Annotated in this window: 19 protein-coding genes; 12 read left to right on the top strand and 7 right to left on the bottom strand. The window is 59.2% G+C overall.

The window, feature by feature from the left end:
- Positions 1 to 91: 91 nt before the first annotated feature.
- From folP to L1C91_RS09220, 4 genes are read left to right on the top strand one after another with little or no spacing between them, the layout of a single operon-like run.
- Entirely contained in the window at positions 92 to 937 is an 846-nt protein-coding gene (folP, locus tag L1C91_RS09235) for a dihydropteroate synthase (protein ID WP_234859034.1), read from the top strand.
- The gene (gene folB, locus L1C91_RS09230; protein ID WP_234859012.1) at positions 930 to 1,322 is read left to right on the top strand and encodes a dihydroneopterin aldolase; all 393 of its coding nucleotides are present in this window, start codon (positions 930 to 932) and stop codon (positions 1,320 to 1,322) included. The genes folP and folB overlap by 8 nt, the downstream gene beginning before the upstream one ends.
- Positions 1,319 to 1,840, top strand: a complete 522-nt coding sequence (folK, locus tag L1C91_RS09225) for a 2-amino-4-hydroxy-6-hydroxymethyldihydropteridine diphosphokinase (protein WP_234859011.1) — start codon at positions 1,319 to 1,321, stop codon at positions 1,838 to 1,840. The genes folB and folK overlap by 4 nt, the downstream gene beginning before the upstream one ends.
- Entirely contained in the window at positions 1,837 to 2,301 is a 465-nt protein-coding gene (locus L1C91_RS09220; RefSeq protein ID WP_234859010.1) for a DUF3180 domain-containing protein, read from the top strand. Before folK ends, L1C91_RS09220 begins: the two co-directional genes overlap by 4 nt.
- A 33-nt stretch (positions 2,302 to 2,334) precedes the next feature.
- Here the strand turns inward: L1C91_RS09220 and L1C91_RS09215 are convergent, their stop codons facing one another.
- From L1C91_RS09215 to L1C91_RS09200, 4 genes are read right to left on the bottom strand one after another with little or no spacing between them, the layout of a single operon-like run.
- Entirely contained in the window at positions 2,335 to 3,243 is a 909-nt protein-coding gene (locus tag L1C91_RS09215) for a pantoate--beta-alanine ligase (RefSeq protein ID WP_234859009.1), read from the bottom strand.
- Positions 3,240 to 3,734, bottom strand: a complete 495-nt coding sequence (locus L1C91_RS09210; protein ID WP_234654744.1) for a hypothetical protein — start codon at positions 3,732 to 3,734, stop codon at positions 3,240 to 3,242. The genes L1C91_RS09215 and L1C91_RS09210 overlap by 4 nt, the downstream gene beginning before the upstream one ends.
- Before the next feature lie 17 nt (positions 3,735 to 3,751).
- Positions 3,752 to 4,675 (bottom strand): DUF6779 domain-containing protein, encoded by a 924-nt coding sequence (locus L1C91_RS09205; protein WP_234859008.1) that lies wholly within the window; start codon positions 4,673 to 4,675, stop codon positions 3,752 to 3,754.
- Positions 4,676 to 4,685: 10 nt separating this feature from the next.
- Positions 4,686 to 4,892 carry a hypothetical protein gene (locus L1C91_RS09200; RefSeq protein WP_234859007.1) on the bottom strand — a complete coding sequence of 69 codons (207 nt, stop codon included), beginning with the start codon at positions 4,890 to 4,892 and terminating at the stop codon, positions 4,686 to 4,688.
- Here L1C91_RS09200 and L1C91_RS09195 point away from each other — a divergent pair.
- Together L1C91_RS09195 and lysS are read left to right on the top strand one after the other, a co-directional pair.
- Positions 4,885 to 5,124, top strand: a complete 240-nt coding sequence (locus L1C91_RS09195) for an aminotransferase class III-fold pyridoxal phosphate-dependent enzyme (protein ID WP_234859006.1) — start codon at positions 4,885 to 4,887, stop codon at positions 5,122 to 5,124. The two genes, L1C91_RS09200 and L1C91_RS09195, sit on opposite strands and share 8 nt — an antisense overlap.
- Positions 5,125 to 5,186: 62 nt before the next feature.
- A complete protein-coding gene (gene lysS, locus L1C91_RS09190; protein ID WP_234859005.1) occupies positions 5,187 to 6,773 on the top strand; it encodes a lysine--tRNA ligase in 1,587 nt (528 codons plus the stop codon).
- Between the two features lie 17 nt (positions 6,774 to 6,790).
- Here the strand turns inward: lysS and L1C91_RS09185 are convergent, their stop codons facing one another.
- On the bottom strand, positions 6,791 to 7,498 hold the full coding sequence (locus tag L1C91_RS09185; RefSeq protein ID WP_234859004.1) for a Pr6Pr family membrane protein: 708 nt from the start codon (positions 7,496 to 7,498) through the stop codon (positions 6,791 to 6,793).
- A 153-nt stretch (positions 7,499 to 7,651) separates the two neighbouring features.
- On the opposite strand from L1C91_RS09185, the gene L1C91_RS09490 reads away from it, so the two are divergent.
- From L1C91_RS09490 to L1C91_RS09165, 3 genes are all read left to right on the top strand, one after another.
- The gene (locus L1C91_RS09490; protein ID WP_328219773.1) at positions 7,652 to 9,355 is read left to right on the top strand and encodes an Ig-like domain-containing protein; all 1,704 of its coding nucleotides are present in this window, start codon (positions 7,652 to 7,654) and stop codon (positions 9,353 to 9,355) included.
- A 275-nt stretch (positions 9,356 to 9,630) separates the two neighbouring features.
- Complete coding sequence (locus tag L1C91_RS09170) at positions 9,631 to 12,324, top strand: ATP-dependent Clp protease ATP-binding subunit (RefSeq protein WP_234859003.1); 2,694 nt, start codon at positions 9,631 to 9,633, stop codon at positions 12,322 to 12,324.
- 51 nt (positions 12,325 to 12,375) lie between these two features.
- Entirely contained in the window at positions 12,376 to 12,573 is a 198-nt protein-coding gene (locus L1C91_RS09165) for a DUF4236 domain-containing protein (RefSeq protein ID WP_021012226.1), read from the top strand.
- Positions 12,574 to 12,657: 84 nt separating this feature from the next.
- Here L1C91_RS09165 and L1C91_RS09160 read toward each other — a convergent pair whose 3' ends face one another.
- Positions 12,658 to 13,602, bottom strand: coding sequence for an A/G-specific adenine glycosylase (locus L1C91_RS09160; protein WP_234859002.1), 945 nt, complete (start codon positions 13,600 to 13,602; stop codon positions 12,658 to 12,660).
- Positions 13,603 to 13,686: 84 nt separating this feature from the next.
- Here L1C91_RS09160 and L1C91_RS09155 point away from each other — a divergent pair, with 84 nt between their 5' ends.
- Together L1C91_RS09155 and L1C91_RS09150 are read left to right on the top strand one after the other, a co-directional pair.
- Positions 13,687 to 14,307, top strand: a complete 621-nt coding sequence (locus tag L1C91_RS09155) for a carbonic anhydrase (protein ID WP_234859001.1) — start codon at positions 13,687 to 13,689, stop codon at positions 14,305 to 14,307.
- A gap of 32 nt (positions 14,308 to 14,339) precedes the next feature.
- Positions 14,340 to 15,092 carry a hypothetical protein gene (locus tag L1C91_RS09150; RefSeq protein WP_234859000.1) on the top strand — a complete coding sequence of 251 codons (753 nt, stop codon included), beginning with the start codon at positions 14,340 to 14,342 and terminating at the stop codon, positions 15,090 to 15,092.
- A 51-nt stretch (positions 15,093 to 15,143) separates the two neighbouring features.
- Here the strand turns inward: L1C91_RS09150 and radA are convergent, their stop codons facing one another.
- Positions 15,144 to 16,505, bottom strand: a complete 1,362-nt coding sequence (radA, locus tag L1C91_RS09145) for a DNA repair protein RadA (protein ID WP_234858999.1) — start codon at positions 16,503 to 16,505, stop codon at positions 15,144 to 15,146.
- A 225-nt stretch (positions 16,506 to 16,730) separates the two neighbouring features.
- Here radA and L1C91_RS09140 point away from each other — a divergent pair, with 225 nt between their 5' ends.
- Positions 16,731 to 25,787, top strand: a complete 9,057-nt coding sequence (locus L1C91_RS09140; RefSeq protein WP_234858998.1) for a DUF7507 domain-containing protein — start codon at positions 16,731 to 16,733, stop codon at positions 25,785 to 25,787.
- The last annotated feature ends 164 nt before the right edge of the window (positions 25,788 to 25,951 follow it).

Raw genomic sequence — 25,951 nt, 5'->3', positions numbered from 1 at the left:
CTAACCAGACCTCAACCGGGTCTGAACTAGGTGAAGCATCGTGAACGATTCCAGCGCAGTCCAAAGCAACCAGCCAGGCCGCACCCTCGTGATGGGCATCCTGAACGTCACCGAGGATTCTTTTTCCGACGGTGGCAATTACCTCGACCCCAGCCGTGCACTGGCGCACGCCGAACAGATGATTAATGACGGCGCGGACATCATCGACGTCGGCGGGGAATCCACCCGTCCCGGCGCAACCCGCGTGTCCGAAGAACAGGAACTCGCGCGCGTCGTGCCGGTTGTGCGCGAACTCGCATCCCGCGGCGTCATCACTAGTGTGGATACGATGCGCGCATCCGTCGCTCGTGCCTGTGCAGAAGTCGGCGTGAACTATATCAATGACGTCTCCGGTGGTCGCGCGGATGCGGACATGTTTGCGGCCATCGCGGACACCGGCTTGCCGGCGATCCTCATGCAATGGCGCACCGACGCTTACGGTGACGCCGCAGGCACCGCCCACACGCCGGGCAGCGCCTTGCAGGAAGTCCACGACGATCTCCATGCACTCGTGCGCGACGCGAAGGCAGCCGACGTGACAGATGAACAGATCATCCTCGACCCCGGGCTAGGGTTCGCCAAAACACCGCGCGACAACTGGGAGATCCTCGCAGGGCTCGACAGCTTAAGCGCACTCGGCTACCCCCTGCTTATCGGTGCTTCCCGCAAACGCTTCCTCCAAGCCATCCGCGCAGACCGCGGGCTGGACAGCGGCCCACGCGCAGCCGACCCCGCAACCGCAGCATTAAGCGCACTGTGCGCTGCGAAGGATGTGTGGGCCGTCCGCGTCCATGATGTCGCCTCCACCCGCGATGCCATTGACGTCGCACACGCGATCGCAACCGCACACTCCACCACAAGCACAGACTTTTCACTGGGGGCGTCACACCATGGCTGATCGCATCGAACTTACAGGCCTGCGGGCCTACGGCTACCACGGGGTGTTCGAGCACGAAAAAGCAGAAGGCCAAGAATTTATCGCCGACATCACCTGCTGGATGGACTTCCCCCGCAATGCCGAAGGGCAGCCAGTCGACCAGCTTGAATGCACTGTCCACTACGGGGAGCTAGCCGAACTTGCCCACGGCATCCTCGCTGGGCCGAGCGTCGACCTGATCGAAACCGTCGCCGGCACCATCGCCGACACGATCATGGACACCTACCCCATACTCCACGCAATCGAGGTGACCATCCACAAACCCAACGCCCCCATCCCCCTAACATTTGATGACGTCGCGGTCGTCGCCCGCCGCAGCAGAAAAACCAGGTCGGAGCGGGCATGAGCGCCACCGCAGTACTATCCATCGGCGCCAACATAGGCGATGCAGACACGTGCGTGCGTAGGCTCCGCGGCGTCATTAATTATTTCCGCGACAGCGGTGCTGATGTGCGCTGCTCCGGTGTGTACGTCACGCCGCCATGGGGAGGGGTAGAACAAGAAGACTTCTACAACGCCACACTTCGCGTCACATGGCCGCAACAGACGACAAACGCGCAGTGGGCAGAGGGATTGTTGCGCCAATGTCAGCAGCTCGAAGCCGACGCCCACCGGGTGCGCGAAGTACGATGGGGGCCGCGTACGTTGGATGTCGACATCGTTGATATTGAGGGCTACGCTTCCGACGATCCCCACCTGACCGTCCCGCACCCCCGCGCCCAACTACGGGCATTTGTGCTTGTGCCCTGGCTAGAGATCGAACCAACCGCTACCCTTGGGGGACACAGCATTACAGAACTGCTCGAGGCACTGCCCCCGGCGGAACTCAACGCTATAACGAGGATGGAAGGAGTAACACTGTGAAGAAAACCAACATCACAGTACTCGTGGCAAGTGGGGCATTTGTTGCAGCCGCCGCAGCCATCCTCACCTACGGCTTTTACAGCGACATGCCGCCGCTATCCGCAGGTGTTGCCGCGATGCTGTGGCTCGTTGCCGCTGTGTGCGCCGTGATGGCGAGGGTGGTGCGCCGCAACGTCGAAGAGGGCACAGTGGGCTTCGACCGCTCGCAAATGTCGCCCATCGCGATCGCCAACTGGTTGGCCATCGGACGGGCGAGTGCCTGGACCGGTGCCATCGCCGCGGGTGCTTACATCGGCATCGGACTGTATGTGGTGCCCAAGGCTGCGCAGCTGGTCTCGGCAGGCGAAGACCTCCCGGCCGTGCTGCTCAGCGCGGCGGGAGGCATCGGATTGTCCGCGGCAGGGCTGTGGCTCGAGAGATCCTGCGAAGTCCCGCCGATCGACGGCGAGTCAGCAGCCTAAACCGCGCTCGCCTTCGCCTTCGGCGGGGGAGTGCTAGGCGACGCCGGGAGCCACCTTGATGTCGCACCCCGTGTGTGCCTTGACGTCCTCGACGGTGATACCGGGCGCGAGCTCACCAGCAGGGGAAGAAGCGGCAACAAACTGCAAAGCCACAGTATCTGAAATGAGCGTGCCCGACGCGGGATCTATCAGGCCAACAGACAAGCGACCCTCTTGCGGTGCCTCACCGTCAGTGCCCTCACGACCCTCAGGACCCTCAGGACCGTGCCCGGGGATTGGGGAATAATCCGGGGCGGTGACATCCACGTACAACGCCTCCAGCCCATTGTCGGCAAGCAACCCATGCACGGTGTCCTTGACCGCCGCCGGCCCACGCTCCGCCACAGAATGCGCGGCAGTCATGATTGCTGCAACAACCACCGCGGCGTCACGACCCGCAGGCGACAACCCGGCATTCCGATTGGACACCGCAACCCCATCCGGCATGCGCACCGTAGGAACCGTATGCACGCGCGTTTCCAAACCGAACCCCCGCAAACAACCCTGGAGTGCCACCAGCAGCGGATAGTCTTTGTCGCCGAGGAACATATCGGTAGCGCTCACCTGCGCGGCCGTGGCAAACAGGCGTGCCAGCAGGGCATCTTCGCCGCGTGTGGCAAGGCGCTGCGCCAGCAGTTCAGGCGAAGGAACCAGCCGCTGCTGCGGGGCGGCGGCCAGGGGGACCACGAAGTCCGCGGACAGATCCGGAGGCACCTCGCCGTCATGGGCGACAACCACGACACCGCCAGTGACCCGACGCGCGGCATCAAGCACCGCAGCGTGGCCCGCATGCCACTGCGACCACACGGGCACCACAACCACAGGCCGGCCTTTGCCTCGGTAGGCCTTGGCGATCGCTCGAACCAAATGCGGCTCAGTGAGCACCCTGGGAGTATGCGTCATAGCTGGGGCCCTTCCGTGGTGTCGGGGATGGTTAGAAGTAGTGCGGCGCGGGCCTGCTTGTAGTTGTTGAAAGCCTCGGCGAACTGCGCGCGACCCTCCGGCGGCAGGGCGATCTGCCCGGGGCGAACACTGGAAAAGAGCAGCTCGGCGATGGTGTATCCCACCGAATCCAGTGCGGTGACCACCAGTGCGTCATCGATGGGAGTGCACAGCATCGGTACATCCGCGGCGATGTCTTTTAAAGCAACATCGTGTGTTCCGATCACCATGGGTGATGACGTCGCGGTGCTTGCCGTCGCAATCACCTGCAGCTCCGCAGGCATGGGTGGATCATCTAGGGGTGAGCATTCGACGTGCCCGGCCTGGCGGAGGATGTCTGCCAAAGCCAAGGTATCTTCCGTTAAATCGAGTACATCGAAGCGCAGTGTGCGCCGGCCAGTCGCGGGATTCACGGGGTTTGCAGGGGTCACGGGATTTGTAGGGGTGGCCATAGGACGTTAGCTAGATGTTAGCTGTTACCCTGGCTGCGTTTGAGCAACTCAGCTACGGAGAGTCCGCCCTGGTGCTCATCACGACGGCGGCGTCCACCGCGGGCTTTGTCCTCCTGGGCGTGCGGTGCCGGCTGGGCTTCAGCCTTCACCTCGGTGCGAGCTTGCACCGGAGCCTCGGGCTCAGGTTTTGGCTCCGGTTTCGGTTCTGGCTTCGGTTCTGCCTTGGGCTCTGTTTTCGGTTCCGGCTTCGGTTCTGCCTTGGGCTCCGGCTTCGGTTCCGGCCGCACAGCGGTGGTGTGATCAGCGGAATCATCCTTTGGAGATACCCAACTGACCTTCGCGAAGGAGGAGGTGTCAAAGTGGCTGCCGTCCTGATCAGAATCGCTATTCGTGCCGGTCGCCTCAAACTCGCCCGTGACAGGTTCAGCTTCCACTGGCTCTTGGGAATCCTCCGCTTGCGGCGCATTTCGAGCTGCCCCCAGCTCCTGCGGTGGCGCCCACATCGCGGAAATGGCCGGGGCCTCGAAACTCATCACCGTGCCAGTCAACGCTTCAATCTGGCTACGAACAGTGTCCAACTGTGCACGGATTGCCGCCAAGGTTTCGTCCTGGGACGCACGAAGGTTGTCCAAGTAACGCTGCTCAAGAAGTAGCTCCTGCTCGCGGTGAGCAATCTGCTCTTTTTCAAGCTCGGCGACAAAACGCGCCTTTTCACTACGCAGACGCTCGCGCTCAAGCTCGAAACGGCGGCGGTAAGACGCCACCAAGATCAGCCCCAAAATCGCAGCCCATAAGGCAAGAATCACCGCGATTTTCATCGCCCCCGTACTGCCGCTAAACAGCATGACAACGGTGCAAATCACCGACAAGCCCACGATGATGCTCAAAAGCAGCGGGCCACGGTCCGGGGTGGGTTGCACGTTGGGTTTCTGTTCAGCCATGCCCACTAATCTACCCCAGTGATTGCTCCATCAGCGCCTGCAAACTGGGTGCGTCGACATCATGATCAAGCAGCGGCAACGTCCACACCGGGACATCCCCAGCATGTTGCCGCAAGCGGCCCAGCGCATCAAGCTCCAATTCCCGGCGCCGATTGAGCACAGCCCGCGGATTCCAATACGGAATCGAAGTGGGAATGGTGGGTGTCAATGTGCCCATCCCGGTGCCCATCGGGGTATTCAGCTTCGACGACTACGAAGGCAACCGCTACCTCGACTTTTCAACGCAGTTGGTCAACCTGAACCTGGGCTATCAGCACCTAGGGCTTATTGATGCAATCAAGCGGCAGGCTGACACCCTGTGCGCGATCGCGCCGTCATTCGCCAATGATGCTCGAAGCGAGCTAGCGAAGATGATTGTTGACGCCGCGCTCACACCCCCGGCCGCTTAACAGATGCCTCTTGGCTGGGTGCCTGTTGGTTTGGCACCCGGCTGGGGGTTACCATTGTCTGCATGACTCAAGCCAATAACACCCCAGACCTGCCGGAACAGCTGAAGATTCGCCGCGATAAGCGCGCCAAGCTGCTGGAGTCTGGGGTTGAGGCCTACCCGGTTGAAGTTGACCGCACTATTTCTATTAGCGATTTGCGCAAGCAGTTTGTCGTCAACAAGCCCTCGGATGATGACGCCGCGTCTGCCGCACTACAGGTGCCGGAGGGTGCGCGTGTGCTGGAAGTTGGCGAGGAAACCGATGTTGAGGTTGCTATTGCCGGCCGCGTGATTTTTGTCCGTAACACCGGCAAGTTGTGCTTTGCCACGCTGCAGGAGGGCAATGGCACTCAGGTGCAGGCTATGCTATCGCTGGCTGAGGTGGGGGAGGATGCCTTGGCTTCCTGGAAGCAGGACGTCGATTTGGGTGACTTTGTTTCTGTTCGGGGCCGGGTTATTTCCTCCAAGCGTGGTGAGCTTTCGGTCATGGCTAAGAGCTGGCACATGGCTGCGAAGTCTTTGCGCCCCTTGCCGGTTGCGCACAAGGATATGAGCGAAGACAGCCGTGTTCGTCATCGCTACACCGACCTGATTATGCGCGAGCAGGCACGTACCAACGCCATGACCCGTATTAAGGTGATGCGCGCGCTGCGGAACTACTTGGAGTCCCAGGACTTTGTTGAGGTTGAAACTCCGATGCTGCAGACGCTGCACGGCGGTGCAGCCGCACGTCCTTTCCAGACTCGTTCCAACGCCCTGGATATTGACCTCTACCTGCGCATTGCTCCCGAGCTGTACCTCAAGCGGTGCGTTGTGGGCGGCATCGAGCGCGTCTTCGAGGTCAACCGTAACTTCCGTAATGAGGGCGTGGACTCTTCCCACAGCCCTGAGTTCGCGATGCTGGAGACGTACCAGGCATGGGGCACCTACGACGATGGTGCCGAGATGATCAAGAATTTGATCCAGTCTGTTGCCCGCGAGGTATTCGGATCCACCACTGTCACCTTGGCTGATGGCAGCCAGTACGACTTGGGTGGCGAGTGGAAGTCCATCGAAATGTACCCCTCGCTCAACGAGGCCCTGGCCAAGAAGTTCCCCGGCCAGCCGGAGGTCACCATTGACTCCACCGTCGACGAGCTCAAAGAAATCGCAAAGGTCATTGGTTTGGATGTGCCGGCCAAGGGCGGTTGGGGTCACGGAAAACTCGTCGAGGAAATCTGGGAGCACTTGTGTGAAGACCAGCTGTATGGGCCGATCTTCGTGCGCGACTTCCCGGTCGAGACCTCTCCACTGACCCGCCAGCACCGCTCCAAGCCGGGTGTCACCGAAAAGTGGGACCTCTACGTGCGCGGTTTCGAGTTGGCGACCGGTTACTCGGAGCTTGTTGACCCTGTGATCCAGCGTGAACGCTTCGAGGACCAAGCCCGCCTAGCGGCTGGTGGCGATGAAGAAGCAATGGTGTTGGATGAGGACTTCCTCACCGCAATGGAGCAGGGTATGCCGCCGACTGCCGGCTGCGGCATGGGCATTGACCGCCTGCTCATGGCCCTGACTGGTCTGGGTATTCGCGAAACCATCCTGTTCCCGATGGTCAAGCCCGAAGCGAAATAGCCACAGGCTAAATAGGCTCAGCGCCGCATTCCTAGGCGGCGCAGCAATTGCTCAACCCCAGCGAGCAGCGCGATCAACACGAAGAACAGCAGGAATACGCCGGCGGTGTTTTTCAACGCCGCTGCATATCCGAGATCGTTGACGTCGAGGAAGAAATAGGGGTACCAACCTGTCTCGGCGCCCCGGGCAAAAGTCCACACGCACCAGATGATGGGAAGGATCAACGCCAATCCGATATTGATGGGGGTAATATCGGCGCGTTTTCTTCGCGGCATCGACAATATCCAGATCACTGGCATCAACACCGGCATAATCATGTGCTCCACCGGGTTGGTGAAACGATATGTTCCGACGCTGGGGGAGCCGTCGGCCAACACGAAGTTGTACACCAGGCCAGTCACCAGCAGCATCATCGCCGCGTCAATCCGGGCGGCTGCGGCCCAGCGGGACTCGTGATTGCCTAGGAAATAGGCCAGGCCCAAACCAGCGCCCACAATGTTCGACCACAGGGTGAAATAGGAATAGGTGGCAATCAACTTTTGCCCCGGGGTGTCGAACGCCGGGAACTCTTCGAAAGGATTGCGCGCATTATGGACACCGCTGACGATGACAGCAGCGGTCGCAAGAAGAAAAGCGATGAGGCCCAACACCCGCACAACAGTGTTGTTGTGGGTGAGGTGCTGGAGGGTCGCGGCGTCATGATCCGCAATCTCAAAATTATTCACAGCGGCTAACTTTAGTGTGATAAAAACGGATAGCGCAAGTGCGGCTAAATAGCCCCAATATGAGGTAAAGCTTGAAAATTCCTGAGAATTGCGATAACTTGGCCGACGGAAGCCTCTATGCTTACCCTTTATGCTTACCATGTAAGGAAAACTATGCACAGCACTTTCGGGCACTCGCCCAAGAATATGCGTCGCAAGATGGTCTCGCTGATCGCAGCTACAGGCATCGCGTTCGGCAGCGTCATCGCACCGCAGTCCGCAGTAGCGGTGGAAACCTGCGCTGCAACGACCACCGAGATCCCGCGCGCAATCACCAACGTTCACATCCTAGCCGACGGCAAAGAAACAGACACCTTCACCAAGGGGCAGTCCGTCGACATCAAGTTCGACTGGACCTCCGCCGGAACCACCTTGAAGACCGGAAGCTTCTTCACCATCCAGGTTCCTCAGGAATACTTCAGCGCCGGACAAAATGCCGTGCCGACCTTCCCCATCCTTGCGGAAGGCAGCTCCGAGGTTATCGGCTGCGGTAGCTACGGATCCGACGGCACCCTCACCGTGGTGTTCAACGAAAAGGTTGAAGGCTTACAAAACCCGCGCGGTTGGGTCAGCGTTGGCGCCATCGTCAGCGGTAAGGAAACCGAGGCTGACAAGCCTTCCAAGGTGACCTTCAAGGACGTCAAGTCTATTGATATCAACATTAAGCCGAGCGTCGGTGCCGCAGACTGGATCTTCCGCAAGGATGGCTGGTTAACCCTGCCCACGGACCACCCGTTCTTCAGTTTGCAGAAGATGTTGTCTTGGCGCGTGAACGTGCCTGCCTACGACAAAGAGCTGCACAACCTGGTCATCACCGACGATTCCGCCGATCCCAAGTGGTACTTCAACTGCGATTCCACCAAGGGCAACCTCAAGATGACCGACGGTCTTAATGGTTCCGAGATTAAAGACATCCCGTGGACCCTTGAATGCGAGAAGGAAAAGGTCACCATCAAGGTGCCCACCGTTCCCGCAAATCGCAACATCGTTTTCGGCAACATGATCGGTGCCGCTGACAAGCTGGTAAACGGCACTTACACCAACACCGCTAACGGCGTTGCTGACGAGATCAAGACGATCAGCACCAACCAAAAGTCCGTGGACGTTCGCGCGGCAGGTGCCGCCGATGCGGATACCCCCACCACGCCTCCTACGAAGCCGTCTGATCCGTCCACGCCTCCTACGAAGCCGTCTGAGCCGTCCACGCCTCCTACGAAGCCGTCTGAGCCGTCCACGCCTCCTACGAAGCCGTCTGATCCGTCCACGCCTCCTACGAAGCCGTCTGATCCGTCCACGCCTCCTACGAAGCCGTCTGATCCGTCCACGCCTCCTACGAAGCCGTCTGAGCCGTCCACGCCTCCTACGAAGCCGTCTGATCCGTCCACGCCTCCTACGAAGCCGTCTAAGCCGTCTGAGCCGTCCACGCCTCCTACGAAGCCCTCTGAGCCGACCCCGCCTCCCACTACCCCGCCGAGCAGCAGCGAGATTCCTTGGTGGCTCATCCTGATCCCCTTCGTTCCGCTGATCCCGCTGATCATGGGTGGCGGTTCTTCCACCCCGAAGGTTGGCCCCAGCACGCCCGCTCAGCCGACACAGCCCACCCCAGTGAAGGGTCTGCCTAAGACCACCACCGAGGCTCCGGCCGCTCCGGTGAAGGGCATCGAAAAGTCCAATCCGGCTCCGGCTGCTACTCAGGCGCCTGCTCAGGCTCCCCGCAAGCAGCTGGCCGCTACCGGTGCTAACACCGCAGGCTTGATGTTTGTAGCAGCGTTGCTTGGCTTGGCTGGCGCTGCACTAATCCGACGCAAGAAGGCTTAAAACTTAAAGGTTTTCGCCCTTCGCGTTGAATAACAACGGCACTCTGGTGATGGTTATCCATCCCGAGTGCCGTTTTGCTATTTCCTGCAATTTTCCACCGATTTTTCATGGTGTTCGCTACCGGCGTACAGGTAGAAAAATGCCTATTCACCAGCGATTTTACGCATCGTTTGTCTCTGATTGGCTGTGGAGGCCCTTTTTGTTGCAATGCCGGGCCGAATCCCACGTTACAGTGAGTGCATATATCGACACGTTTAGGTTAAAGGGGTTTTGGTATGTTTGAGCGGTTCACCGACAGGGCACGGCGAGTAATCGTCCTTGCTCAAAATGAAGCACGGATGCTTAACCACAGTTACATCGGTACCGAGCACATCCTCCTCGGTTTGATCCACGAGGGTGAAGGTGTAGCCGCGAAGGCACTAGAGTCCCTCGGCATTTCCCTGGCTGCTGTACGCCAAGAGGTTGAAGAAATTATCGGCCACGGCACCACCCCTCCCAAGGGGCATATCCCGTTTACTCCCCGCGCCAAGAAGGTCCTTGAGCTCTCGCTGCGCGAGGGTCTGCAAATGGGGCACAAGTACATCGGTACTGAATTCCTCCTCCTTGGCCTCATCCGCGAAGGCGAAGGCGTAGCGGCCCAGGTATTAGTCAAGCTCGGCGCCGACCTGCCCAGGGTTCGTCAGCAGGTTATCCAACTGCTGTCGGGCTACGAGGGCAACGGCGGCTCCCCAGAGGTAGAAGAGTCCGGCGATACCGTCGGTGCAGGCTCCGGCTCCCGAACCATGGGCGGTCCCGCGTCCTCCGGTGGAGTGGGCGAACGCTCCAACTCCTTGGTTCTAGACCAGTTTGGCCGCAACCTCACCCAAGCCGCCAAGGACGGCAAGCTCGACCCAGTGGTGGGTCGCGAAAAGGAAATTGAGCGCATCATGCAGGTGCTGTCTCGCCGAACCAAGAACAACCCCGTATTGATCGGTGAACCCGGTGTCGGTAAGACCGCCGTAGTCGAAGGCCTCGCACTCGACATCGTTAACGGCCGCGTGCCCGAAACCCTGCGCGACAAGCAGCTTTACAGCCTCGACCTGGGCTCCCTTGTTGCAGGGTCCCGTTACCGCGGTGACTTCGAGGAACGCCTCAAGAAGGTTCTGAAGGAAATCAACCAGCGCGGTGACATCATCCTGTTTATCGACGAGATTCACACCCTGGTTGGCGCAGGTGCCGCAGAAGGCGCAATCGACGCGGCGTCATTGCTGAAACCCAAACTCGCTCGTGGTGAACTGCAGACCATCGGTGCAACCACCCTCGATGAATACCGCAAGCACATCGAAAAGGACGCCGCGTTGGAACGCCGATTCCAGCCCGTCAACGTCCCGGAGCCCAGTGTCGACCTGACCATTGAGATCCTCAAGGGTCTGCGCGACCGCTACGAAGCGCACCATCGTGTGTCCATCACCGACTCTGCGCTGGCGGCTGCTGCGAACCTTTCGCACCGCTACATCAATGACCGCTTCTTGCCTGACAAGGCCGTCGATCTCATCGACGAAGCCGGCGCACGCATGCGCATTAAGCGCCTGACCGCACCGCAGTCTTTGCGCGACGTCGACGAAAAGATCGCCGACGTGCGCCGCCAAAAAGAAGCAGCTATCGACGCCCAAGACTTCGAAAAGGCTGCCGGCCTGCGCGATACCGAACGCCAGCTGCATGAGGAGCACGCTGAAAAGGAAAAGGCGTGGCGCAACGGCGAACTTGAGGAAATCCTTGAGGTCGGCGAAGAGCAGATCGCCGAAGTCCTCGGCAACTGGACCGGCATCCCCGTGGTCCAGCTGACGGAGGAAGAATCTTCACGTCTGCTCAAGATGGAAGAAGAACTCCACAAGCGCATCATTGGCCAGGACGACGCAGTCAAGACTGTCTCCCGCGCCATCCGCCGCACCCGCGCAGGCCTGAAGGACCCAAAGCGTCCCAGCGGTTCCTTTATCTTCGCCGGCCCCTCCGGTGTGGGTAAAACCGAGCTGTCCAAGGCCCTGGCGGAGTTCCTCTTCGGCGACGAAGAAGCGCTCATCCAGATCGACATGGGTGAGTTCCACGACAAGTTCACCGCCTCCCGCCTGTTCGGTGCACCCCCCGGATACGTAGGCTACGACGAAGGCGGCCAGCTGACCGAAAAGGTGCGCCGCAAGCCCTTCTCTGTCATTCTCTTCGACGAGATCGAAAAGGCACACAAGGAGATCTACAACACCCTCCTGCAGGTGCTTGAGGAAGGCCGCCTCACTGACGGCCAGGGTCGCGTCGTGGACTTCAAGAACACCGTCATGATCTTTACCTCCAACCTTGGAACGCAGGACATTTCCAAGGCTGTGGGAATGGGCTTCTCCGGTACCGGCGAGCAGGACGAAACCGGCCGCTACGAACGCATGAAGAACAAGGTGCACGACGAGCTGAAGAAGCACTTCCGCCCCGAGTTCTTGAACCGCATTGATGACGTCGTGGTGTTCCATCAGCTCACGCAGGATCAGATTGTCGACATGGTTGATCTGCTTCTGGGCCGCGTGTCTAAGGCTCTGGATGAAAAGGATATGGGCCTGGAGGTCAGCGATCAGGCAAAGCAGCTGCTTGCAAAGCGTGGATTCGACCCGGTCCTTGGTGCACGCCCGCTGCGCCGCACCATCCAACGAGAGATCGAAGACGCGTTGAGCGAAAAGATCCTGTTCGGTGAGATCGGTGCAGGCGAGATCGTAGTAGTCGATGTGGAGGGCGAAGACCCAACCTCTGCCAAGGCCACCTTGACGTTCTCCGCCAAGCCGAAGCCCCTGCCAGAGCTGTCGGATGTTAGCCACGAGGTAGCTGACGCGATCCGCCAGGTGTCGGACGCGTCGGAGCAGCCCGTGCCTGAAGATGCCACCGCAGAAGAGCTAGAAATCGACAACGTTATCGCCTTGGCTGAAGAGCAAGGCGACGGCGATAGCAACTAGCCTCTACAATCCTTACACAGTGGGCTAGACAACCAGCACGAGGAGCACAACATGGCACGCAAGAGCATTACCCCAACGGGACTGAACTTCCGCAAACGTAAAAAAGTCGGTAAGAACTCCTGGATCAACGTATCCGGCTCTGGTGTGTCCGGCTCCACAAAGCTGGGTCCGGTTACCGTCAACAGTCGCGGTGGCCTGTGGGTGCGACTTCCTGGTGGCTTCACCTTCCGGGGACGCTGGAAGAAGTAAACCGCTGACGTAGCGCCAAAAGACAAGCCGTGGTTAGAACCTCTAATCACGGCTTCTTTGTGTCTTGCTGAGGGTTTTAGGGTTTTAGGCTGGCAGAGCGAAACCAGTGTCTAGTTGTTCAACTAGGCCGTCTTCTAGGAGACCGAGCAGAGCGCGGTCTCGTTGCGCAGCATCGGGCCACAGCAGATCGATGGTGCCTTTTGTAACGGGGGAGTCGGATTCGCGCAGAGCCTTCATGATGATGCCGCGCACCTGCCTGTCAGTTCCCGCGAATTTCTGCACTCGTTTTTTCGCCTGCGCCAGCTCCCGCTCTGAGGGGGCGGGCGCTCCCGCCAGCTGCCAGGCACAAGACGCCTGAATGGGACAGTGTCCGCAATCGGGTGATGACGCTGTGCATACCAACGCCCCAAGCTCCATCATTGCGACAGAGAAAGTCGGGCCGTGAACGTCGACGGGCGCGGCGTCAACAAGTGCTTGTTGCTTTCTTAAGTCAGAGGCTCTTGCCGGGCCTTGAAGATAATTTCCGGACACGGCGCGGGCGTAGACTCTGCGCACATTGGTGTCGACGACGGCGACGTTGTGGTCGTAGTGGAAGCACAGCACTGCTCGCGCCGTGTAGTCCCCGATACCTGGCAGTGCCAGCAGCTCCGCCAAGTCTTCTGGAACGGGCTCGGAACCTTCCCTTGCGTTCGATTCGGCGCCGTATCGGGCGGTGATTTCCTGGGCGCATTCGTGAAGCCGGAGGGCGCGGCGGGGGTAACCTAAAGAACCCCACGCGCGGAGAATGTCAGCCCTCGATGCCGCTGCAAAGTCTTGCGGGGTGGGCCATCGATCCATCCACTGTTGCCAAATCGGTTGCACCCTGGCGACGGGGGTTTGTTGGCTCATCACCTCTGAAACAAGAACACCCCAGGCTGTTGTGCCTGGTCGTCGCCATAGCAGGGGGCGAGCGTTGGCTGCATACCAATCGCACAGTGCGCGGTAATCGAACTGTGTTGGTCGGCTGGGGGCGTGGTTTCGAGCGTTCATTCTAAGTGTGTCAGTGTTCCAGAAATAGTCAGCGGAAGCCAAGCTAAGTAGTTAGCGAGGGTGTCGTGGGGCACAATGTTTCTCATGAGAAATGCTGAGCGGACACCCCACGCGATTTGGGAAGCCTTGCAGGCGGGCAACCGCCGTTTTATGAACTTCGAGGAAACGCGGCCAAACCAAGATCACCGTCGCCGCGTGGAGCTCACCGCGGGCCAGGAACCCTGCGCAGTTGTTCTGGCCTGCTCAGATTCCCGCGTGCCGGTGGAGATGATCTTCGACCAGGGTTTGGGCGACATCTTCGTCATCCGCACGGCCGGGGAAATCATCGACTTGGCGGTGCTTGGCTCGCTTGAATACGCGGTGCAAGGTTTGCATGTGCCCCTGATCGTGGTTCTCGGCCACGAATCCTGTGGCGCAGTCGCTGCGACGCAAGCTGCCTTGGACGGCCACGAAATCCCGGGTGGTTTCCAGCGCGTGCTGATTGAAAAAGTCAGCCCCTCCATTTTAGAAGCGTGCGCCATGGGCAAGACCACCACAGAAGAATTTGAGGCCCACCACGTGGCGGAGACCGTCGACCAGATCATGAGCCGATCGCCAGAGATCAAAGCCGCAGTCGCCAAAGGCCGCATGGGTATCGTCGGCGTGCGTTACCGCCTGTCCGATGGCCTGGCAGAGCCTGTCGTTGAAATCGGCGTGGAAGCCTAAGCTTCGCGCATCCGCCGGCTAGTGTGTGCAGTGTGACTGAACACAATCGTCTGCCCAAGGTTATTTACGTACGACGTCGCGTCGCGGCGGTCGTCGTACTCCTTGCTGTTGTCGCGCTGCTGCTCGGGGTGATGCAGCTGTTTTCCAACCGTTCAGCCGACCAGCCAGATCAGTCGGCCGCAGCAGTGACATCCGATGCACCATACCCGGCAAAGGGGACCGATGGGGCGTCCGCAGGCAAAGACGGTGACGACAAGGCGGCGTCATCGGATAAAAAAGATGCCGACAAAGCTGACAAGGACAGCAAAGACGCAGGCGACAAAGCTGACAAGGACTCGAAAGACGACAAGGACAGCAAGGACGGCAAGGATTCAGCGCAAGAGTCCAAAAAGCAGAGCTGTGAGCTGTCCGACTTGCAGATTAGCGCCACGAGCGATAAGCCCTCCTACGAGGAAGGACAGTTGCCAGAGTTCTACATGACGGTGAAGAACCCAACCGCCGCGGACTGCACCATTGACCTTCGCGACAACCCCCTGCGTTTTGAAGTCTACGACCTGTCCACCAACCGTCGCGTCTGGTCCGACCTAGACTGCAACCAGCCGGTAGACGGAACCTCCAGGATCTTCCCCGCAGGTTCCGAACGCTACTACCGCGCAGTGTGGTCGCGCACCGATTCCGAGCCCGGACAATGCGGCCAGCGCAACCCGGTGCCGGCAGGGTCTTACTTCCTGCACACCGTCATTGGCAACAACCCTTCCGAGGCGCATCCCTTTAACCTGTTGTAACCGCCTTAAAAGAAGCTGAGAATTTTTAGTTTCAGCCCCGGGCGCTAGAGGTTATTTCTTAAGGAACTCCAGTGCCTGCGCCACAGTCGACACCTCGCTGACAACCAGCGGGGTGTCTTTTGCTTGCACGCTTCCACGCGGAACGATCGCGCGTTCAAAGCCCAGACGGGCGGCCTCAGCGAGCCTCTTGTCACAATTGGGCACCCGACGGAGCTCGCCGGCGAGGCCAATTTCCCCGATCACGATTGTGCGCTGCGGCAGGGGAGTGCGGGTTAGTGCCGACGCCGTGGCCATCGCCACCGCCAAGTCGGCCGCGGGCTCACCAATCTTCATGCCGCCGACGGTAGCGATGTAGACCTCCTTGTCGGCGGTCTGCAAGCCGGCGCGCGCCGCTAGAACCGCCAGCACCATCGGCACACGAGTGGAATCCAGGCCCGTCACTGCACGCCGAGGGTTCTTCGCAGGTGTTTCCATCAGGAGTGCCTGAATCTCCGCCAGGATCGGCCGCACCCCGTCCATCGCTACGGTGATGGCTGTCCCATCCGGGGTAGCGTCACGCGAGGAAAGGAACAACCCACTTGGATCGCTGACCTCCCGGATGCCGTTCGCAGTTTGTTCAAAACAGCCGACCTCATCTGTCGCACCAAAGCGATTCTTCAAACCCCGAAGCATGCGGAGTGAGGAGTGCTTGTCGCCCTCGAAGTGCAAAACCACATCGACCAGGTGCTCCAGAACTCGAGGACCAGCGACATTTCCATCCTTGGTCACATGTCCCACCAGAATCACTGAGACTCCGGTGGTTTTAGCCAGGGTGGTTAACGCTGCGGTCACTGCACGAGACTGGGCGACGCCGCCAGGCACGCCTTCCACACCCGGTGCATGCATAGTCTGCACAGAGTCGACCACGATCAGCGTTGGTTTTAGCTTATCTACATGGTGGAAGATGGTATCCAAGTTGGATTCGGCAACCAGCAGCAAGTTCTCGTCCAAAGCTCCGGTGCGTTCAGCGCGCAAACGTACCTGGCCCGTCGACTCCTCGGCGGTGGCGTACAGCACCTTGTTTTGTCCATTGTTCGCGCGCGCCGCATGCGCCGCGACGTCAAGAAGCAGTGTGGACTTGCCCACACCAGGTTCGCCGGACAGCAGAACAACCGAACCCGGTACCAAACCGTTACCAAGAACACGATCTAGCTCAGCTAAGCCCGTCGTCGCAGCTGTGGTCGCGTCTACGGGGATCGATGTGATCGGCTGAGGAGTAGTCGACTGCCCAGAAACTGCCTGTGTGGAGGGCTGCGAAGGAAGCTGTTCATTCAAGGTTCCCCAGGCCCCGCACTCTGGGCAACGACCAAGCCACTTAGGGGCCTGGTAACCGCAATCGGTACACACGTGGACGGGACGAACTTTCTTAGCCATGTTTCTAAGGTTAGGCCATCCCGCGAAGCTTAGAGTTCACTGAGAATTGATTGGAAGAACCTGAGAATCACGGGTACTGTCAGAAGATGGAAAGTTCTGTACTTAATGTGCTTCTGCTGAGTTTTGCTACAAGCGCACTCACACAGGTTTGGAGAATCTATGTCAATCAAAGCGCTCTCTAGGCGTGCTCTAGCGTTGGCTGCTTCCATTCTCATGGTTGGTTCCATGGGATTGAACGCACCACTGCCAGCGGCGCATGCCCAAGTAGTTGCCAACAAAAACACTGCGCCACCAGCGGCCCCTGCGGTCGCACCTTCTGACTCGGTGCAGTACGAGCAAGGCGATGGAGTTATCCAATTCAGCCTTGCTCTGCTCGAGGCCGGCGTCGGCCAGGACAAGGATGGCTCCTGTGTCATCAACTCGTCCATGGGCTACGCAATCGGTGACGACAGCGTCAAAGACAACGTCGCCTGCGCAGGTAGTGGCGCGAAATACCAGTTTCGTATGAGTGTGAACTCCGGTAGCGAAGACCGTGTTGTCACTATTCGCCCCCGCTGGGTTGGCCAAAAAGCCCGCGAAGGCTTCCCCGAGCCCACTCGCACCCCGGAGTACAAGTCCGAATTGCTAAACCTCACCGGTGCTGCCCTGACGGACAACAAAGATGGCACCTACACCATCCGATTCCTGCCGACCCAGGGCAACACTCAGTCGCTTGGCTGGTTTGGCTCCGCCATGACTGAGAATCCCAACCGCGTGATGGAAACCCAGGCTGGTGATTTCAGCCTCGGTGCAGATATCTACGAAGGTCCAAGCGCTAACGGCAAGCTCATCGGTGTGCTGAAGGCCGACCGCGATCTGCGCATCGTCGAAGCCAACCGCATGGACCAGACGATCAACCAGACCTACGAGGACACCAGCCCGACATACCTCGGTGGTACTCCTGCGAACCTTGGGCCTGGAGCCGATACTTCCGCACTGTGTGAAGCAGATGGCGACAACGATATTGACCCCGGTAAGCCCTACCGTGGCATCAGCGCATGGTCTAACCTGACCAACTCGTGGAACATCATGGATGCCAATGCCTACCCCCGGAAGAACGCGAATGGCAAGAGCTACAAACCCGAACTTGGCCTTTACAATGCGCCATCCTCCGATAGTCTGACCCGCTATACCCTGCAGTTGCCGGAGAAGTTCAAAGGCCGTGCGGGAGAAATTATCGGGTACTACAACGGTACGAAAACCACCGTTAAGCTGGATGACCAGGGAAACCCCTACATTCAGGAGCGTTACACGACCAGCCCGGGTACGCGCGGCGAGCGTGCTCCTTTCAAATTCTTCATCCCCGAAGACATGTTCCAAGAGGGTAAGAATGAATTCATTACCCGCATGGACACTGTGGACAAAGAAACCGGCAAGCTAGGCCCGGTTAAATCCTACAACGGTGTCCCTGCTGAATTCCCTGAGGTTGCACCCAAGTGGTTGGATCAGGACCCAGGCAACACTCTTGCTTGCACCGATAGCACCACAGATCCCAAGAGCAACACTGGTCCCGGCAAGGGGATGGCTAACAATAACTGCGCCAAGCAGGTTGTTGAAAAGGTGACTTACGACTGCTCTGCCGAGCCCGGAAGCTCCGGCTGTGTTCCTTTCACAAAGAACGACACGGTTGCTTCTTCCAGCCTGAAACTTCCCGATAACCCCAGGGCCCCGCTCAACGATAGCTGGGTTGACCTCAGCCTGTCGCCAGCTAACGCCTCCAGCAACGCTGCGGTGTGCGTTGGCTGGAGGCGCGGCGAGCAGCGCATCAGCCTCTATTATGGTATCGGTGCAAACGGCCGTCCCCTCGGCGAGGTCTTTGCCAACGCTAAGGTCTACATCACTGACCAGCCCGTCGACGGCAACAACTGTGGCGAGATCAAAGACTGGACACTCGTAGCCGATTACGCCAACGGCGTGAACAACTTCCGTGACATGAGCCAAGAATGGAACCAGAAGGCCACCGGCCTCTACATCGTTCTTCCCGGTGAGAAGGCAGTTACTAGCCCCACCACCCTGCGCTACCGTGTCGAAGGTGCTGACCCTGCAGTCATCGCAACCGCCATCAAGGACGACCACACTAACCCCGGTCCCAACGAGGCCGGTGTCATCAACCTTGAAGGTGCTAAGTACGTCACTACCCCGAACTTCGCTAGCGTGAAGACTGCTTGTGGCCCGGCCTCACCTGTGGCCAGCAGCCGCATATACTTCTCCACCCCTTCTGCGGGTGTCAACACCTCCTACCTCACCCGGACTGATCCCGCGATCAAGTCGCTCGGACGCCAAAAATACGAATACCGTGGGATCCCGTCCCTCGGCTTCAACAACGGCAGCGCCTACCTGAGCTCCAAGACCATGAAGGAAAGCTTGGGTGAAGAAGGCTACGCGGATTACCTGAAGAAGCGCGAAGAGCAGAACCTTCCCCCGGAGCAGGTTATCCACCGTGTGTACATCTCCAAGTGCCTCGATGTTGTTCCTGCCGAACTGCCCCCGAATGCGCGTTTCATTCAGGACACACCCAAGTCTAATAATCCCCAAGACTGTGGTTTTGACGCAGGTCGTTACATCGAACAAACCTGGGCGCTGTCCGCAGATCCCAGCGACGACCCCTTCATGCAGCCCTTCCTCATGCAGAAAACAGTTGACGCTCAGCAGGAAAAGAGCAGTTGGATCTACAGCTACTTTGGCATGATCACCCATGGTGACTTCAAGGGCGATAGCCGTAGCTTCCACGTCTATACCCCGGTGTGGGCAGGCCCCGGCCAGCGCTTCAACGTGCTGTCTGAATGGCGCCTGACTGGCACGCCTGCGATCACAGATCCCAGTGGTGGACAGACGCTCACCGTCAACCAAGGCCTGGCCAACAGCCGATCGCCGAAGGTTGATGCTAACGCTACAAACAATCCCACGTGGGATATGAAGCCGCAGCCGGTGCCCAGCAATTACACGCCTTTGAGGAGCGCCACCAAGTATGACACCATCGTCATCCCGCAGGCTACAGTGGCTCAGCTGTCCAAGTCTGTCATTGACCCCTTGGTTCCTACACGCACCGATTTCACCCATGCGGTGAACATCGTCAACTACAGCACCGGACAATTCGGCGCGAGCGAGTTCATCGACGTCCTCCCTTACAACGGTGATGGGCGTAACCTTGACGGCCAGTCCGAGTCCACCGGTGCAGAGGGCGAAGGCACCGACTTCCACGGCCAGTACTGGTTGGACGAACTGCCCAAATACGTCGGCGACGACCAGAACCTCCCGGTCCAGTTCACCACCGATGACCCCAAGAAGGTCTCGATGTGTCCGTCCACGGCTAACGCCTCGGATATCGAGCTGTGCCGCGCGATGTTCAAGCGCCCAGGTGTGGGCGATCTTGACTCCAAGCCGAATACCACTGCTTGGCGCGACCTCACCCAAGAAGAGTTGGAAAAGTACAAGGAATCCGCAAAGGCCGGTGGCGAAAAGATCACCGCACTGCGATTCCGCTCAAAGACTTTCCTGCCCGAGTCTAACCGGACCTACTACCTGCACTTCGATGCAAAGGACAACCGTGCGGGCGATCGTTACCGTAACCAGATCGGCGTCTACGTTGTCACCGAAACAGAGATGTACTCCCGTGCTAACGCTGGTCCTCAGCCGGCAGCCGTTCAAACCGAGGTTTACGCAGGTCGCATCAGTGGCAACATCTACCAAGACGTTGACAAGGATGCATCACGCGGTTCTGAAGAAGAGCCGTCGCCCAACGGTCGCATTGTTGAGCTGCTTAAGTGCACCACCAACAAAGCTGGCGAGGTCGAAAACTGTGACGAGGTTTACCAGACCATTACCCTCGGTGAAGGCAAGCTGAACCAAAACGGTCACTACGAATTCGACAACCTGCCCGCAGGTACCTACAAGGTTCGCGTGAAGCCTCTCGATGATCAAGAGATCAACACCGAGGCTGGCAAGAACCCTGAAAACAACGGCACCTGGGAATCCGGTACCCAAGTAATCCAGGGAATTTCCCCCGCCCAAAATGGTGGTCAGGAAGAGCAAATCCGTGACATCAACTTCGGTTACTGGGTGGCTAGCCCAAGCGTCACTGTGGCGAAGTCTGTCAATGATCCGGAAGACAAGCGAACCGTTGACGGCGAAGCAACCTTCACCATCGAAGGCGAAAATGACGGCGATGTTCCGCTGACCGAAGTTAAGCTCGACGACCAGTGGGTCAAGGACACCGAGAGTGAAAAACTCAAGAATCAACTGACCTGCGTCATCACCAACTCCGAAGGCACCGCCTACGTAGGTGAATACCTTAAAGCCAAGGGCGACCTGCTGTCTGAGGCAGGCGCAAACCTGGCTGTCGGCGACAAGTACTCCTGCACCGTCACTTGGAGCAAGGTCACTCAGGAAGACATCGACCTCGAAGCCATCCTGAAGAACACCGCATCCATCACCGGTAAGTACAAGAGCAAGGTCGTCACCCCGGATCCGTCCTCGGTGATTGTCCCCATCGTCGAACCCGGCCCCGCTCTGGAACTCACCAAGCAGGTACGCCCGGCCGACCAGGGCACAGACGCACTCAGTGACCGCGTTGTTCGCGACAACAAAGAGGCAGCAGCCTTCGTCATCACCGGCCGTAACACCGGTAACGTCACCCTGCACAATGTCACCCTGGAGGACAGCAAGCTTTCCAACGAAGCACCCGTCACCCTTGACAACTGTGTAGCGCTCGACGCTGAAGCTGGCGCTGAAGAAGCACCGAAGCTCAACGTCACCGACGGCAAGCTCACCCTCGCCCCCGGCGCAGGCTTCCAGTGCACCGTCGAATACACCGTCAACCAGAAGGACGTCGACAACCGCAAGGACATCGACAACACCGCAGTGCTGAAGGGCAAGACTCGACCCGACAACGCAGAGAAGAACCGCGACGTCGTGACCGAGAAGAAGACCGCAACCATTGAGGTGCCCGTATACAAGCCCTCCATCGCCCTGACCAAGACCGCTGAAGTCAAGCAGGACGACCAGGCAATCGAAGGCAAGGCGCTGGCAGGCGAAACCGTCGAATACAGCTTCGATGTGCACAACACCTCCAAGGTCACGCTGCGAAACGTCACCTTGGCAGACGAGAAGGTCAGCGACCTCAAGTGCCCGAAGACTGAACTGGCACCCGATGAGCACATGACGTGCACCGCAACCCACGTGCTCACCCCGCAGGATGCAGAAGCCGACACCTACGACAACACCGCCACAGTGACTGGCGAGAACGTCCAAGGCGAAAAGGTAGAAGCAACCTCTGAGGCCAAGGTCGTCGTCGGTACCCCCAAGGTTGATCTGGCCAAGTCCATCAAGGACAAGAAGGACAGCTACAACCGTGGCGATCAGATCGTCTACGAGATCACCGTGACCAACACTGGCACCACGGACCTCAATGACGTCGCAATCACCGACGTATTCACCCACGAACGCCCAGGCGCAGACATCGTCTGCCCCGACGGCTTCGACCCGGCAGCCGGCATTCTTGCGCAGGGCACCAAGGTCACCTGCACCGTCACCACCGAGGTGACCCAGGAAGACCTAGACACCCTCACCAAGATCGACAACCGTGCCGACGTCAGCGCCAAGTACCGCACCGCGGACAACGTCGTCGAGACCGAAGAGCAGAAGAAGGCCAACAACGAAGCCAGCGCACCGCTGAACGTTAAGGCCTCCATCAAGCTCGAGAAGTCCATCGTCGAACCCAAGGCGCTGTACGCACAGGGCGAGCCCGTCACCTACAAGTTCGTCATCACCAACACCGGTACCCAAACCCTCGACAACCCGAAGGTTCTGGACTCCAAGCTTGGCGCAGACGAAATCTCCTGTGGTGAAGGCCCCATCGCCCCCAACGCCAGCGTTGAATGCACAGCTGACTACAAAGTCAGCGCAGAAGACGCTGCAACCAACGGCAAGGTCGAAAACGTGGCAACCGCCAACGCGACCAAGCCCGGACAGAACGCCGACACCCCGCTCGCAGAGCGCGTGAAGTCGGAAGAATCCAAGGCGACCTTCAATACCGGTACCCCGAAGCTGGAGATCGCCAAGGCCGTCACCTCTGAAAAGCAGGTTGACCTGGTCAAGGGCAACAAGGTCACCTGGAAGGTCACCGTCACCAACCCGGCTGACGCCATCACCCCGGTAGACAACGTCGTCGTCAACGACCCGATGTTCACCGACGCGGAAGACGTCTACTGCATGGTCGACGGCCGACGCATCGATGGCCTTGAAATTGGCACCCTTGCTATCGGTCAGAAGGCTGAATGCTTCGGCACCACGACCGTTACCCAAGACGAGGTCGACGCTGGCGAACAGATCGTCAACACCGCCTCCACCGCCGGTAACTTCGGTGAAAACAAGGTCGAGGGACCCCAGGCAGAAGCTAAGGTTTCTGTCTCCTCAAAGGCCGGCATCAAGCTGACCAAGACCGTGGTTGACCCCAAGCCGATCTACGTCGAAGGCGACGAAGTCGAATACAGCTTCGTTGTTGAAAACACCGGTGACGTGACCCTGCATGACGTCAAGGTCACCGACCCGATGTTCGAAAACGGCGTCACCTGTGAACAAACCGAGCTCGCGCCCGGCGCCAAGACCACCTGCACCGCCGACAAGCACGTCGTCACCGCAGAAGAGGCAGACAGCCCCACCCTGGTCAACAAGGCAACCGTTGTCGGCCTAAAGCCGAACAACAAGGTTCACAACAATGACCCGGTTAAGGACGAAGACGACGCAACCGTCGACACCGGCAAGCCCAGCTTGGCGATCGACAAGGCAATCGCAAACCCCGGCCCCTACAAGGCTGGCGAGAAGGCAACCTTCACCATTAAGGTCACCAACGACGGCACGACCGACCTGACCGACGTGAAAATCATTGACGACATGGACGGTCATGACGTCGTCCTCAACTGCCCCGAAGGTGCAGACAAGATCGCCAAGGGTGATTCCGTAACCTGCGAAGCTACGATCACCGTCACCCAAGACGACGTCAATGCCGAAAAGCCGCTCACCAACACCGCCACCGCCGAAGGCAAGACCAATAAGGCGAAGGCACCGAAGAAGAGCGACTCCGCCACCATCACCGTGGCCAACGCCAAGAAGTTGGAGCTGGAAAAGACCATCACCAACAAGCCCGAAGGCGAACAATTCGTCGAAGGTGACACCGTCGAATACGGCTTCGTTGTCCGCAACGCCGGCGACGTCACCCTAAAGGACATCAAGGTTTCTGACCCGATGTTCGGCGAAGCCTTTGACTGTGGCGGTGGCGAACTGGCACCCGGTGACGAGCACACCTGCGTCGCCAAGACCCACAAGGTCACCCCGGAGGAAGCAGAAATGGGTCTCGTGCCCAACACTGCAACCGCCAGCGGCAAGACCACCGGTGGATCGACTCCTGGCGGTCAGGACGTCAAGTCCAATCCGTCGACCGCTAACTTCCGCACCGGCATCCCCGCACTGACCATCGAAAAGGTCGCGGACGAGCCGGACGCAGAACGCGAGGCAGGCGACACCGTCAACTACACGATCACTGCGAAGAACGCTGGTAACACCCGCGTCGACAACGTGATCATCACCGACGACGTCATCGCTGGCATGCTGGAAGACCCCGAGCGCGAAGCCACCATCACCTGTGATGATGCCGCCGCGTGGGGCGGCGCAGGCGCAAGCCTCCCGGCTGGCGGAAGCATCGTCTGTAAGGCCTCCTTCAAGGTCCTGCAGTCCGATGTGGACTCCTACGACTGGTCCGTCAACATTGCTGGCGTGTCCGGCAAGTACGGCAACAAGAAGGTCACCCCGGTTCAGGCCGAGGCAAAGGTGCCCTTCAAGGAGCAGACCCCGCTGCTGAAGCTCACCAAGACGATCGACAACCTGCAGGAGCCCTACGTGGCTGGCGACAAGATTCGCTACACCTTCAAGGTCGAAAACGTCGGTGAGACCTCGATCAGCAAACTTGTCATCAAGGACAAGATGCTCGAAGACAACGGCATCACCGTCACCTGTGAAGCAACCGACTTGGCTGCTGGTGCAGAAACCATGTGCCACTCCGATTCTGACTACACGGTGACCGAAGCTGACGTCGCAGCAGGCACTGTCAACAATGTGGCTACCGTTGCAGGCACCACGCCGATCCGTAAGATCAGCAACATTGTGCCCCTCAACCCGATCGAGCCGAAGCCCAAAAAGCCCAGCACGGTTGAGTCTGAGGAATCCAGCACAACCGCCCGTACCGGCAAGTCTGCACTGACCCTGACCAAGGACGCTAGCCCGGTTCTAGTGAAGGCTGGTGACACCATCACCTACACCCTCACTGTCGCCAACACAGGCTCCACCGAGCTGAACAATGTTGGTATCAACGATCCGATGGCGGCCAAAGGTCAGCTCGAGTGTGCAGATCCTGCAGTGGCAGAAGGCACCGCAACCCTGCAGCCTGATGAAACCGTAACCTGTACCTTCACTAAGCCGATCAATCAGGCCGACGTGGATGCTGGCAAAGATATCGTCAACACCGCAACGGCAACCGGTAGCTACCACGAGCAGCCGACGCTGGAAGCAACCGCAACCAAGACGGTGGAGGTCTCTAAGGTCACTGGTCTGAACATCACCAAGGAGATCGCCGACAAGAAGGACAGCTACACCCCTGGCGACAAGGTGAAGTACGTCTTCACCGTCACCAACACCGGTGATATCACCCTCAGTGATGTCGCGGTGTACGACGAGAAGCTGGTTGATGCTGGCGTTGAGGTCAGCTGTGAGGCCAAGACTCTCGCCCCGAACGAGAGCACCGAGTGCGCAGCAGCGGACTACATTGTCACCGACAAGGACGCCGATGCCGGCCGCGTGGTCAACACCGCGATGGCGACCGGTAACACCCCTGCTGGTGAAAAGGTCACCTCTGATGAGGACACCGCAGAGTTCACCTCGCACAAGGGCAGCCGCGTCCCCTGGTGGCCGCTGCTTGGCCTGATTCCGTTCCTCGGACACCACATCGGCTCCTCCGATCCGCAGCCGGCACCGGAAGCTCCCGCAGCTACCGAGGCTCCTGCCGTCGAGGGCAAGGGCATCGCCAAGACCAATGAAGGCATCAAGGGTATCGCTAAGAACCCGACCGCGCTGGCACAGACCGGTGCAGATGTCATCGGATTCGGTGTGGCAGGTATTGTTCTGGCAGCCGCAGGTGCTGGCCTGATCGGTTCCCGCCGCAAGGGCAAGGGCAAGGGCAAGCACTGCAAGTAGGCGGTGACAGCTAGCACAAGCTAGCAGCCCATGCTCAAGGGCGGGTCGTGCACAATGTGCGCGGCCCGCCCTTTTGCCGTTGTGGGGTGCCAGAATGTGCGCATCTTGGCCGCCTCGCGAGAGTCGACCTGGGGAAATGTAACGGGGAGGCGGCTAAATGCGCA

Origin of the sequence: Corynebacterium argentoratense, from assembly GCF_021491455.1 — a bacterium.
Lineage (GTDB): Bacteria > Actinomycetota > Actinomycetes > Mycobacteriales > Mycobacteriaceae > Corynebacterium > Corynebacterium argentoratense_A.
The sequence above is the reverse complement of the archived record's forward strand: the minus strand, read 5'-3'. Positions and strand labels throughout refer to the sequence as shown.